Origin of the sequence: Chitinophaga sp. Hz27, assembly GCF_042263525.1 — a bacterium.
Taxonomy (GTDB): domain Bacteria; phylum Bacteroidota; class Bacteroidia; order Chitinophagales; family Chitinophagaceae; genus Chitinophaga.
The window spans coordinates 465,303-477,934 of record NZ_JBHKFJ010000001.1 but is presented as its reverse complement, the minus strand read 5'-3'; the positions used below and the strand labels follow the sequence as shown (position 1 = coordinate 477,934).

The window sequence follows — 12,632 nt, the reverse complement described above, 5'->3', positions numbered from 1 at the left end:
TTAACTATGTCTAACATATTACGCCAGCATGCCGAAATCCTGTATGCTACTGAACTCGAAGAACTGAAGAAGTATGATAGCGGCAAGCGTCCGCATAACTGGATTATGACGCCACAAGCAGTTGTTACTTACCTGATTGGCGGCAAGCTTTCCAATGGTTTTGAAATAAGCCCTAAATATATTGGTAACCGCCGTCTGATGGAAATCGCGGTAGCCACGCTGGCAACAGATCGCGCCCTTCTCCTCTATGGCCTCCCAGGCACAGCTAAAAGCTGGGTGAGCGAACACCTGGCAGCAGCCATCAGCGGCGATTCTACCATGATCGTACAAGGAACTGCGGGCACCAGTGAAGAAAGTATCCGCTATGGCTGGAACTACGCCAAACTATTATCTGAAGGCCCTAGCAAAAATGCTATCGTTGAAACGCCCGTGATGCGTGCCATGCGCGATGGCAAGATCGCCCGCATAGAAGAACTAACGCGTATAGGCGCGGATGTTCAGGATACGCTCATCACCATACTGTCAGAGAAAGCATTGCCTATACCAGAGCTTAATACCGAAGTACAGGCCAGCAGAGGCTTTAACGTTATCGCTACCGCCAACAACAGAGACAAAGGCGTAAATGAGTTATCCAGCGCTTTAAAACGTAGGTTCAACACCGTTATACTTCCTGTACCTGATTCTATGGAAGAAGAGATAGACATCGTACAACGTAGAGTAGAAAGCTTTGAGAAAGTAATGGAGCTACCAGCAGAAAAGCCTGCCCTTCAGGAAATACGCCGCATCGTCACCATCTTCCGGGAGCTGCGCAGCGGCATTACCACAGACGGTAAGACAAAAGTAAAATCACCAACAAGTACACTCAGCACAGCAGAGGCCATCAGCGTGGTAAACAACGGCCTCGCACTGGCAGCATACTTTGGCGATGGTCAGCTGAAAGCCGCAGATGTAGCCGCAGGTATCATTGGCGCAGTAGTAAAAGACCCGGTGCAGGATAAACTGGTTTGGCAGGAATACCTGGAAACAGTACTGAAACCTCGTGAAGAATGGAAAGACATCTATCGTGCCTGCAGAGACCTCGGCGCTTAATCTAAAAAAATTCCTTATGCCTGTACATATACTGGGTATACGACATCACGGCCCAGGCTCCGCCAGAAACGTAATGGAATACCTGGAAGCCTTACAACCCGATATCATCCTGGTGGAAGGGCCACCAGAAGCAGATGAGCTGTTGCAATGGGCCAGCCATGAACAATTACAGCCTCCAGTGGCCATATTAGCTTATGAACCCGAAAGGCCCAACCATAGCAGCTTCTATCCATTCGCTACTTTCTCGCCCGAATGGCAGGCGATTACGTATGCCCGTAAACGTAACATCCCTGTACGCTTTATGGACCTTCCGCTGACTTATGTGTATGGGATAGAAAATGAAAAAAATGCAGCTGCTGACACTACTACCGATATTACTCCTGCTGCCGAAAGTCAGAATAGCGTGCCCACCGCCGCTGCTGAACAGCAACACACCTATGATCCTATCGCACTCCTGGCAGTAGCCGATGGCTTCAGCGATGGAGAACAATGGTGGGAACATATGTTCGAATTCAGACGCCGCAACGATAATATATTTGAAGCCGTCATGGAAGCCATGACAGTACTCCGTCAGGAAATACCCGCTGCCACAGATAGTATGAATGCATTGCGGGAAGCATGGATGCGTAAAATGATACGTCAGGCAGAAAAAGAAATGTATCCAGAAATAGCCGTTATCTGCGGCGCATGGCATGCCCCTGCATTGAAAGATATGCCGCCAGCGAAGGATGATAATGAGCTCCTGAAAGGATTACCAAAAGTGAAAGTCGCCTGCAGCTGGACACCCTGGACCTATAACCGCCTGAGCACACGTAGTGGCTACGGCGCCGGCATCGCATCTCCTGGATGGTACCAGCATAAATGGCGGCATCCTGATGATGATGGCACCCGCTGGTTAACGCTAGTAGCCAAGCTTTTCAGGGAACATCAAATGGATATCTCCACCGCACATGTGATGGAAGCCGTTAGACTCAGCAATGCACTGGCATCACTGCGAGACTTGCCTACACCGGGTTTGGAAGAACTCAATGAAGCGGTTGTCACCGTACTGTGTAATGGAAACGACCTGCCCATGCAGCTGATCAACGAACAACTGATCATCAGCAATACTATTGGCAGCGTTCCTGAAGATATCCCGAAAGCGCCGCTGCAGGCGGACATAGAGCGACAACAGAAAAAGCTGCGCCTGTCCGTAACCGCTGACTTTAAAGATTATCAGCTGGACTTACGTCAGCCCAACGACCTGCAACGCAGTATATTCCTTCATCGCCTCCAGCTGCTAGACATCAACTGGGGCGAACAAAAATATACCGGTGGTAAAGGAACTTTTAAAGAACAATGGCGCCTGCAATGGGAGCCCGCACTGGCAGTAGACATCATCGATAAAAGCTGCTGGGGCAACACTGTAGAAAGTGCGGCATCCAGCTATGTAACAGACATGGCTAAACGTAGCCAGGAATTGAAAGCGGTATGCCGTATGCTGGAATCCTGTATCCCCGCCGAACTGCCAGCAGCCACAAACATGTTGATACAACAGGTCAGCAATATGGCCGCCACCAGCAGCGATGTTATACAACTCATGGAAGTATTGCCGCCACTAGTAAGCATTACCCGATATGGCAACGTAAGGAAAACAGATGCTTCCATGGTACTAGCAATCATAGAAAGTATCGTCACCAGGATATGTATCAACCTCCCTGCTGCCAGCACCAACATTACAGATGATGCGGTCAATGCATTGCTGGAGTTGTATTATCAGATGAATGACGCCATCCTTACACTGCAGCAATCTGTATTTGCAGATAGCTGGACACAGGCATTGCACAAAATTGCTACTGGCAACAACAGCGCTAAAGCACTGGCAGGATATGCCACCCGACTACTTAGTGATGCACAACATATCGACAAGGAAGCGCTGATCAGCAGATTTAGTGTAGCCATGTCCGTAGGTAATCCACCTGCCGACGCTGCCGCCTGGCTGGAAGGTTTCCTCCGTGGCAGCGGCACGCTCCTACTCATAGACGATACACTATTTTCTTTGTTACGTAACTGGGTAGATAGCCTGGATGATGATATTTTCATACAGCTATTACCGTTATTGAGAAGGACCTTCGCCACTTTCAGCGCACCTGAAAGAAGGCAGATCGGCGACAAGATCAAAAACAACGCAGCAGGCACTATGCCTGTTAGCACAGTAGCCTCCGATATAGACGACACCCGCGCCGTGGCCGGTATACCTGTTATTCTTCAACTGCTGGGCCATAGTCCTGCACAAACCATTGCATCATGAGCAACGATACAGCACTGCGCAAATGGCGCCTGATACTCGGCGGTGATCAACACGACGGTACCGGCTATACGCTCAACACCGCCGACCAGAAAATTGATAATACCCTCGAAGCATTGTACGATAATGACAGGAAAGGCGGCCTGGGGCCTTCTTCTCCCAATGTCAACAGGTGGCTGGGAGATATACGCTCCTTCTTTCCCTCTTCTGTAGTGAAAATTATGCAGCAGGATGCCCTGAAGCGACTCAACCTAACCCAACTGCTGCTGGAAAAGGAAATACTGGAAAACACGGATGCCGATGTGCACCTGGTAGCCACGCTGCTATCACTCAGCAATGTGATCCCGGCTAAAACAAAAGACACAGCCAGGCAGGTAGTAAGAAAAGTCACTGATGAGTTGATGCGTAAATTATCGCAGCCCATGCAGCAGGCAGTGACCGGCGCACTCAATCGCAGTGCGCGCAATCGTCGTCCACGTCATAATGAAATAAACTGGTCGCTGACTATTCAGAAAAATCTGAAGCATTACCAACCGGAGTTTCAAACAATTATTCCTGAAACTAAAATTGGTTACGGCCGCAAACGCACAGCGCTAAAGGATGTTATTTTATGTCTTGATCAGAGTGGCTCCATGGGCGCCTCCGTCGTATACGCTGGCATCTTCGGCGCGGTGATGGCTTCTATGCCGGCGCTGCAAACACGCATGGTTGTATTTGATACTACCGTGGCCGATCTTACAGAACAACTACAGGATCCTGTAGACTTGCTCTTTGGCGTGCAACTTGGCGGTGGCACGGATATACAACTGGCCCTTTCCTATTGTCAGCAAGTGATTACGCGCCCAGCAGATACTGTTATGGTACTTATCACCGATCTTTATGAAGGGGGTAATCCTGCGAATATGCGTAAACGTGCGGCTGAACTGGTAAGCGCTGGCGTACAGCTGATCGTACTCTTAGCGCTCAATGATGACGGTACGCCAGGATATGATCATGAAAATGCGCAATTCCTTGCTGACATGGGCGTTCCTGTATTTGCATGTACACCCGATAAATTTCCCGACCTAATGGCTACGGCACTATCGAAGCAAGATGTTATGCAGTGGGCCCATGCGCAGGAGGTGGCTAAGTAAAGCCCTGGTGCATTGCATCAGTATTGGGATTTTTTGGTTTCATAGAGATGCCCTAAGCATCTCCATGAAACCAAAAATATACTGCTGGATATTTATTTATCAAAACAAACTCTTACAATCGCCACATCATCTACTGGCTTCAACCCATAAATATGCTCCATGGCTATCATCTTCCTATCCAACATATGACAATTTTCCGCGCCATGATCATCCATCAGTAAAAAGCTCAGGATATCTGCCAGCTCTGCATAATCGCGGGTATCAAACCTTCGAAAAGTAAGCACGCCATCTGTACAAATTGAAAATTGTTGTATATCGCTGACAGATATACGTTGTTGCTGCAACGCAAACCATTTATCAAAATCTTCCTGTAAATTATATCCTATATAATCCGGCATATTGTTCTGATCAAATTCATATAATGCCCCATCTACCACGATCAATCCATCTCCTATACAGATAAACTCCATTTCCTTACCGGAAGATTCACCTATCGCCAGCACCAGTGTATTCAATAGCTCATAAATATCCAGGTGCAGCATTTTTTGTAAGGTGCCCAGCTCCCAGAATAATTGTCGTAGTACCGATTGGAGAATAGTAGCAGAGGAAGATGGTCTGTTGTCCAGGAACTCGCGGTAGTAATGTTCTCTGGCGATTTTTCGTAGCAGCTTACCCGTTAGGGCTGCTGCAAAGAAACTTTCTGCGCCCATGGAACATCCATCCAAGACGGCGCAAATAAATTTTCCCGCGCCGATATCTGCTGTCAGCAGATAATCTTCGCAGTGATTAGCATGATGCTCCCCTATTTTGAGGGTAGTATAAACTTTCATATCTGGTTGAAAAACTTCAAAATAGCACAGGGCACTGTTATCAGTTTGCATACATACGTATACGTAGGTCGGTGGTGGATTGCTGGCTGCGACTAGCCACGGTGAAGAGTAAACGAAGTTTTCTTATCAACCATGGACTATAGAGATCTGGCCGCAGATCAAGCCGGGCCAGCCTGTTACCATCTTTATCCCAGAAGGTGAGCCGGTGCATGGTAATACGCCAGGTAATTTGCAGGTGTTCATATGTCACCTGGTCTACATCTGCAAAATTAACACTAAACTGCTGTGGACTAAACGGGTGAATGATATGTATATGTTCAAATACAAATATTTTTTTGCGTAGGTCGATAGTTACATACTGCTGCGAATCTGTTAGTAACAGCAGATCTCGGAGATAGATAAGATATAGCAGCAGGAAGATACCTGGCGCTAGCCAGGAGTCCACCCCATGTTTGCTGATATATACGAAATACCAGACAGGCAATAGCAGAAAGCCCGCCCAGGAAAACAGAACAAATATCCTGGAGTCGCCCCTGGGGCATATCCTGACACTTTCAGCATCCACCTCCAGCAATGGAGCTGCATGGGATTTCGCCAACAGCAACTCTAATCCACGAATCGTGCGTTCTAATCTTGACAATGGCATAATGTGGGGCTTAATTTTCAGAATAGTTGAAACGTGCTATAGTTACCCCTAAAAGTTACGATGAATGACTGCAATGTTAACACCAGCGTTTTTTCAATTATATTATATTTACAGACAAATAAAAAAGTTTCCTATATGAAACCACTGTTGGTATTGCTGGGCACATTTATCTTAAGTCTGCTGATCATAAAATTCATCCGCAACGAGTATGCATGGGCGTTGGCTGGGCGTATATCCATGGCCGTTATGTTGTTTTTTACTGCGTCTGCACATTTTGCATTTTCAAAAGGTATGGAGATGATGATGCCTGCTGCTATACCTTATAAGAAATTTTTAGTTGCCTTCACAGGCATCCTGGAAATCGCCGGGGGAATTGGATTGCTGTTGGTATCCACACAAAAAATGGCAGGTATATGCCTGATAATTTTCTTTCTGGCGGTATTACCCGCAAACATATATGCATCACTGCACCAGGTAGATTACCAAAAAGGCAGCAGCGATGGTAACGGCCCAAAATACTTATGGTTCCGTATTCCTTTGCAGGTACTATTTATTGCATGGGTTTACTTCAGCGCAGTATATTAATCATTAACGCCAACGTTTACGGCCAAAGGAATAAGAAGCGCCTAACGATGGTCCATTATAGCCCCATTTGAGGTTTCCATTAAAATGTGGTCTGGTAGCATCTACTTTGAAGTTTAGCCCCGTATATCCCAGCGAAGCATCGAGGCCGGCAATGATATGATAGCTCACCTGCAAGGTGCCGCTCCAGATACGACCTTTGATATCATCAATGGTTAACTGCAACCAGCTGATCTCTCCCTGGATAGCCCAGCGTGGAGAAAATGCATAGCCACCCCATAAGCCTACATCAGGCAATGGCGCTGTAATAGAAAAGCGTTCTGCCTGCGTATTAATATTGGCGCCGGCCAGACTAATACCTGTGCCCAAACCTACCAGGTGCGCCCCTATCAGCACACCAGCCTCATATTTAGGCTGAGAAAGAAATGCATAACCATAGGAAATACGATAAATGTCTGTGTTAAAATAGGCATCTACATGACTATTGATATTATAGGTATTATCTCCAAAAGTGATTTCTCGCTGTATAGTATGATCAGAAGTCCTTCTTAAACTCACCCAGGAAAGATCTAATCGCGATCTTCTGGATATACGCCATTGAAAATCTCCCAGGAAATTTACCGTATTCTTTTTAAAGCCGAGATCACTTTCCAAATCAATATCGGTACCTATTCTTCCCGCAGTACCGTTGATGGCAACGTTTGTATTATTTACGACAAAAAACAAGCCTGCAGATACTTTGAAGCGACTCACCCACCAGGGTGCCTGTGGTAATTCATAAGTGGGCGACTGCTGAACGATCGTCTCGTTACTACTGGTTTCCTGTGCATTTATGTTGAGAGAAAAAATGCATAACACCGCAGGTAACATCCATCGTATTACAAATCGAGTTTTCATATATATTGTTTTTAGGGGGAGGTTTGAAGAGAAAAACAGGCTGGCCTAACATCCAGCCAACCTGCTTTGTACTTTATTTCTCTTTTATGAAATTGCCGTTTTTATCAAACAACAAACGATGAGAAGGAGCGTTAGCTTTATTGATGGTTACTTCCTAGGTAGCTGTTGTTTTAGTAGGTTCAATAAATCTTTTTACTTTGTCTTTGGTAATGCCATAACCTTTATAATGTGTTACGATATAGGTGGATATCGTTTTAGGCAATGCTACATCTTTGGCCACTTCATTTGCCCTGATAAGGTTTCCATGCCTGTCGTACAACGCTTCCAGGTTCATATTGGTGCCGGTGAGGTTCAGTGAATAATATTCCTCGCCACCTTCAGGTTTGTTCTGCTCCTCTATTTCCCAGTTCTTTTTATAAACAGAAGTAGGGAGCTTCATGATATCCTTCAGGTTAGCTTTAGGAAATTGTTTCTGATATGCCGCCAGTACTTCCGGCGGAAGTTGTGATTTCTTAATACGTTTTGCATCAAGTAATACTTCCTGATCATCGGTCACGCTTTGTGCACGCAAGGTAGGTGCCAGGCCTATCATTAGCAGGAGCAGCATGAAAAGTCCGGATTTTACCATTTTCATACAAGTAGGATTTTTAGGGTGATAGAATATTTACGTATATAGGTTATTGCTTTTACCTGGCGCCGATGGGAATCCCCACTGCTACCAGAAATTGCCTGTTTTTTCCCTGCAAATCATTCTTATAGATATTTCCCAGCCCGAGGTTGTATTGTGCGTTAAATCGCAGTCCTTTTCCTTTCATCAACACATACTGAATATCAAAAGTTGCTCCTCCATCTATACGATGTATATCATGTTTTGTTTTAAATATATAAGAGAGCTCACCATTATCGGTATCCTTGACATATACATCTTTGGCGTTAGTCCGGATAGCGCCGTATGGCCCTACGGCCACACCAAAAGATGGCGTGATCCTATACCTGATCATAGGTGCAAAAGACATATAGGTGATCAGCCGGTTGAAGTCCTGTCCTACGAGCTGATTATCATCCGGTGGCTGAAAACTATTCTCATATCTCAGCTGCCTGGCTCCCTTAGGGCTACGCATAATTATATCCATCGCCAGCTGCCAGTTATTTTTCAGGTCAAACGTGGTATAAGCTCCAATGGCAAAACCATAACGCGGCTGCTGCCCCGTGGCGTCTTCCAGATAGCTGCCTGCCAAACCAACCATAATGCCAACATGCAATCGTGTAGTGGTAATCTTTTTACCGAATACCAACGCTATCAATGCCTGCGCCTTCCCTTCCTGACAACTCAGCAACAGCAATAAAAACAATGCGGATATCTTCCTTAAAAACATCATCATTTTGATCGTATCATTTTAACCATGCACTTCCAAATTGTATATAAAACCCCCATTGTTCTGGCCCACGGGCTACGTCAGCCCCCATATACAAACCAAACTTACGGGCAAGCATATACCGAAACCCGGTGCCGTAATTGTATTCCCAACCGGAAGAACCAAAATCCGCATACTCATCGAATACCTTACCTACACCGGTAAAGAAGACGGCGCTCCATCGCCTGAATACATTCCAGCGTTGTTCTGTTTCTGCCAGCATATTTACATTTCCCTGGTAACGCCCTCTGGGTATACCTCTCAGATCCAGTGAGGGTTTGAAATAAAATGGAATATCTCCTATCACCTGCTGATAATCTCCCCGGAAACCAGACACCCATTTCTTCTTATGACCAATAGGAAAATATTTGTAGAAAAAACCATTCATATGGGTATAATTGAAATCACTTCCAAAGGCTTCGTAAGAAAAATTTGCATCCACATGGATCTTCGAACCCTTGTTGGGCGTGAATATATTATCCCTGTTATCAAACTCCACCAACACGCCAGGGATACTGCTGATATTATCCAGTTCTTTGGGTTTAAATAATGAATCCGGCAGTATATGACTGATTTGTTTGGCAGTGGTTTTCACAAAAACATATTGTATGCCTGCCGACCAGTTAGAATATCCCAGCTGTTTCTGTAATCTTAGAAAAGCAGGTATGCTTTTGATATTTGTTTTAAACTTTACTTCTCCGAGACTGGGCAGCGTTTTATAAAAATTGAGGTTCATGTTCATATACCCTGCAAATACTTTATAGCTAAGATGCCAGGGCACGATGGTACCACTTCTAAAAAGTCCTGCGCCCCAGCTTTTGCTGGCCGTATAAAAAGCGAATCCGCCGGTAATATCCGGTGGTATCGGCGCTAATTTCTTATACCTGTTTAATGTTTGTACAGGTTGATGATGCTTATGCATCAGGATGGGCGCAATAGCGCCACCAAAGCCTACAGCAGGTTCCGTGATGATATCCGGTACTGGCACAAAACCATTCGCATTGATAATCCAATCGCTGAGGTCTATAGCATGGTCTAGTGAATCGTGGAGTGTAAATTTCCATTTAGCTGGTTTCTGTTTGATACTGTCCTGGGCCTGCACCAATAGACACGAGCACAGCAATAGTATCACCAAACCTACTGCCACCAAAGGTTTTATAAAAAAAATCCAGCTATTTTTTTCTGCTAAAAGAAGCATGACCCGCTTTTTACATACAGACAAGCAGTTATTATTTGGGTTGATGATGCGGGGCGTTTATACTTAGGGGTTACTTACCGTTAAACACATGCATATTATAAATAGTTTTCACCAGCGTCACGAATTTTCTGGATATTCCTGTTTAAACATTTTCTTTATTGGTGTGTTGAATTAATGAGATCAGCATTCAGTGTTCTTTTTCCGTTACGTAAGAAGACGACACCACGGAAGACCTGAAACTATCTATCAACCTACCTCCTGGCATAACAGCATTATCATCATCTTCATGTAGCAACAGGGTCACCTGGTATGTATTAGTAATTGTAATGCTGGTAATAAATCCCATCTGTTACTATCTGATGCTTCCGAGTTGTAAACCACCTGCTATCTGCTGGAATAGCGTATTCACCCGATATTAATACTGAATCCATGAAAAGATTTACCCTACTCTTGTCCTTAACATTGGTCTTGCTTTCTGCATGCCGGAAAGAACCTGACCTGTCTAAATTGTCGTCCAATTTTGTAGTGCAAACGGACCGTGATCCCAACGCCCAGTTCAATACCTACAAGACGTTCTACATTTCGGATACTATCGCATATCTCTCCAGCAACAAGAACGACACCATCCTGGTAGACAACAACGCCAAACAACTGGTAGCTGCCATCAGACAGAATATGGAGTCGAGAGGTTATACCTTCGTAGCCAGAAATGCTAGTCCAGACCTGGGTATCAACACTGTCGCTATTAAAGATATTACTGTCGGTGTTGTGTATCCTGGCTATTGGTGGGGATTTCCAGGCTATTGGGATCCATGGGACTGGGGCTGGTATTATCCTTACTATTATCCATGGACGACCACTTATGCAATCACTACAGGGAGCTTTATCATTGAACTGGTAGATGTAAAAAATGCGCAGGCAAACCAGAAGCTGGATGTTATCTGGACGGTAAACCTCAATGGGGCATTGGGTTCCGCCGCCACCAACACCACACTGGCTATCAATGGTATCAACCAGGCTTTCGTACAATCCCCTTATGTAAAAGCCCAGTAGTATTTCACCCAAAACGCATTTTATGAAAAAATATATTCTAACGGGCGCTTTACTGTTTGCTATCAGCAGTTGCAGCTTTGCCCAGGAAATCAATACTTACACCACCACCAATAAAATCAGTAATCTTTTTGGTTTATCATGGGAAATAAGCATTCCTTCGAGCAATGATCTTATCTCCAAAACCAGTCTGGCAGGGGGCCGCGCAGAATATCGGCACTTCCTTGCCAACGCACCAGTATCATTTGGTGTAGGTATCAGCTGGAACTCTTATGAGCAGTATTCTCCTACACAAACATTTACCTATAAAAACGGCAATTCTGCTATCACCACGGATATGGATAAAATTATCTATACCGTTCCTATCACCGCTTTAGCACATTACTACTTCAACAATGGCCGCAACGTTATGCCATATGTAGGCGTTGGTATCGGTGCACAGTATGCAGAACAGGATATCTACTATAATATTTTTGTAGCAAACCAGTATAACTGGGGCTTTGTAGTAAGACCAGAAGTAGGTGTACTCATACGCCCTAACGGCGGTGGATGGGGCATCCTGGCGGGTGCCAACTATCAGTATGGCAGTAATAAAAATGACTTCACCAATAGCAACGGACTAAAAAGCGTAGCATTTAATATAGGTTTTTTCCTGAGCAGATAACTGCTGGCAATTGCATTATCTCCGCCAACTTTAATATCGATGCTATTGCTACCGCGAATACCGGGGATGATGTGCTGAAGATATTTAAGTTTTGATGATTGCTAATTTGTTTATGCTTAGGAACGGCCGTCTCTTTTCCAAGAGACGGCCTTTTTATGTTTAGGCTCCAGGCCAATTCCCTGAATCCCTGAGATAAAAAAAGGGAAGGCTCCTCAGCCTTCCCAAACAAAACCATCATGAAAAAAAGTCTGTGACGTTATAGCAATATGCTTACATTTTTCTTGGAAGAGACGCCATTATCTTGGCAACAGCTTCAGGAATTTTGGTATCAGGGTCTTTCACCGGACCATCGATCTGAGAGTTGCCGATACCTTGCCATAATAGTTCACGTTTATTTCTGTCTATCACATCAATGATCAAAGATCCATCTACGTATTTATCAACAGAATAACTGGTTGTACTAGACATCATACCCATACCACCACCCCAGTAATAAGGCCTGTAAAAACCACCATAACCATAGTAATCCGTATTAGCTGTAACGTTCTGACCCTGTTTGGCAATGGTAACGGGGTTCACCAGCAAATCAGCAGAGCCGGTGTCGGCTGTCATTGTATAGCCTTTGGCATTCATCTGACTGATAATTGCATTATCGATACGGTTTACATTCAACTGGCTCAACGGACTCTTTGAACCTGCCGGGTGATATATGGCGTATGTCTGGTAACGGGAGAAATCAGCATGACTGCTAACATCATGCGATACTTTTAGGGTAGGGCCGCAGGCTCCTATCGCCAGCACCGAAAAAGCAAAAAGAAGTAGTCGTTTCATATACTATAGT

14 protein-coding genes are annotated in these 12,632 nt (G+C 45.0%); 6 read left to right on the top strand and 8 right to left on the bottom strand.

Features of this window, described 5'->3' with window-relative positions:
* The first annotated feature begins 6 nt into the window (after window positions 1-6).
* Genes ACE38W_RS02150 through ACE38W_RS02140 form a run of 3 tightly spaced genes read left to right on the top strand, consistent with a single transcriptional unit; the run spans window position 7 to window position 4,509 of the window.
* Window positions 7-1,089 carry an AAA family ATPase gene (locus ACE38W_RS02150; protein ID WP_375828581.1) on the top strand — a complete coding sequence of 361 codons (1,083 nt, stop codon included), beginning with the start codon at window positions 7-9 and terminating at the stop codon, window positions 1,087-1,089.
* Between the two features lie 16 nt (window positions 1,090-1,105).
* Complete coding sequence (locus ACE38W_RS02145; RefSeq protein ID WP_375828580.1) at window positions 1,106-3,379, top strand: DUF5682 family protein; 2,274 nt, start codon at window positions 1,106-1,108, stop codon at window positions 3,377-3,379.
* Window positions 3,376-4,509 carry a VWA domain-containing protein gene (locus ACE38W_RS02140; protein WP_375828579.1) on the top strand — a complete coding sequence of 378 codons (1,134 nt, stop codon included), beginning with the start codon at window positions 3,376-3,378 and terminating at the stop codon, window positions 4,507-4,509. The genes ACE38W_RS02145 and ACE38W_RS02140 overlap by 4 nt, the downstream gene beginning before the upstream one ends.
* Before the next feature lie 92 nt (window positions 4,510-4,601).
* Here the strand turns inward: ACE38W_RS02140 and ACE38W_RS02135 are convergent, their stop codons facing one another.
* Together ACE38W_RS02135 and ACE38W_RS02130 are read right to left on the bottom strand one after the other, a co-directional pair.
* Window positions 4,602-5,339, bottom strand: a complete 738-nt coding sequence (locus ACE38W_RS02135; protein WP_375828578.1) for a protein phosphatase 2C domain-containing protein — start codon at window positions 5,337-5,339, stop codon at window positions 4,602-4,604.
* 40 nt (window positions 5,340-5,379) lie between these two features.
* Window positions 5,380-5,985 (bottom strand): hypothetical protein, encoded by a 606-nt coding sequence (locus tag ACE38W_RS02130; protein WP_375828577.1) that lies wholly within the window; start codon window positions 5,983-5,985, stop codon window positions 5,380-5,382.
* Between the two features lie 135 nt (window positions 5,986-6,120).
* Between ACE38W_RS02130 and ACE38W_RS02125 the strand changes: the two genes are divergently transcribed.
* Window positions 6,121-6,570, top strand: a complete 450-nt coding sequence (locus ACE38W_RS02125; RefSeq protein WP_375828576.1) for a hypothetical protein — start codon at window positions 6,121-6,123, stop codon at window positions 6,568-6,570.
* 3 nt (window positions 6,571-6,573) lie between these two features.
* Here the strand turns inward: ACE38W_RS02125 and ACE38W_RS02120 are convergent, their stop codons facing one another.
* The 5 genes from ACE38W_RS02120 to ACE38W_RS02100 all read right to left on the bottom strand — a co-directional run bounded on the left by ACE38W_RS02120 (window position 6,574) and on the right by ACE38W_RS02100 (window position 10,423).
* The gene (locus ACE38W_RS02120; protein ID WP_375828575.1) at window positions 6,574-7,464 is read right to left on the bottom strand and encodes a hypothetical protein; all 891 of its coding nucleotides are present in this window, start codon (window positions 7,462-7,464) and stop codon (window positions 6,574-6,576) included.
* A gap of 154 nt (window positions 7,465-7,618) precedes the next feature.
* A complete protein-coding gene (locus ACE38W_RS02115) occupies window positions 7,619-8,098 on the bottom strand; it encodes a hypothetical protein (protein WP_375828574.1) in 480 nt (159 codons plus the stop codon).
* 52 nt (window positions 8,099-8,150) lie between these two features.
* Window positions 8,151-8,846 carry an outer membrane beta-barrel protein gene (locus ACE38W_RS02110; RefSeq protein WP_375828573.1) on the bottom strand — a complete coding sequence of 232 codons (696 nt, stop codon included), beginning with the start codon at window positions 8,844-8,846 and terminating at the stop codon, window positions 8,151-8,153.
* A gap of 10 nt (window positions 8,847-8,856) precedes the next feature.
* A complete protein-coding gene (locus ACE38W_RS02105) occupies window positions 8,857-10,077 on the bottom strand; it encodes a BamA/TamA family outer membrane protein (RefSeq protein ID WP_375828572.1) in 1,221 nt (406 codons plus the stop codon).
* A gap of 187 nt (window positions 10,078-10,264) precedes the next feature.
* Entirely contained in the window at window positions 10,265-10,423 is a 159-nt protein-coding gene (locus tag ACE38W_RS02100; protein ID WP_375828571.1) for a hypothetical protein, read from the bottom strand.
* 83 nt (window positions 10,424-10,506) lie between these two features.
* On the opposite strand from ACE38W_RS02100, the gene ACE38W_RS02095 reads away from it, so the two are divergent.
* The gene (locus tag ACE38W_RS02095) at window positions 10,507-11,130 is read left to right on the top strand and encodes a DUF4136 domain-containing protein (RefSeq protein ID WP_375828570.1); all 624 of its coding nucleotides are present in this window, start codon (window positions 10,507-10,509) and stop codon (window positions 11,128-11,130) included.
* Between the two features lie 22 nt (window positions 11,131-11,152).
* Complete coding sequence (locus ACE38W_RS02090; RefSeq protein WP_375828569.1) at window positions 11,153-11,791, top strand: outer membrane beta-barrel protein; 639 nt, start codon at window positions 11,153-11,155, stop codon at window positions 11,789-11,791.
* A 270-nt stretch (window positions 11,792-12,061) separates the two neighbouring features.
* Here ACE38W_RS02090 and ACE38W_RS02085 read toward each other — a convergent pair whose 3' ends face one another.
* Complete coding sequence (locus ACE38W_RS02085; RefSeq protein WP_375828568.1) at window positions 12,062-12,622, bottom strand: DUF4136 domain-containing protein; 561 nt, start codon at window positions 12,620-12,622, stop codon at window positions 12,062-12,064.
* Window positions 12,623-12,632: the final 10 nt, after the last annotated feature.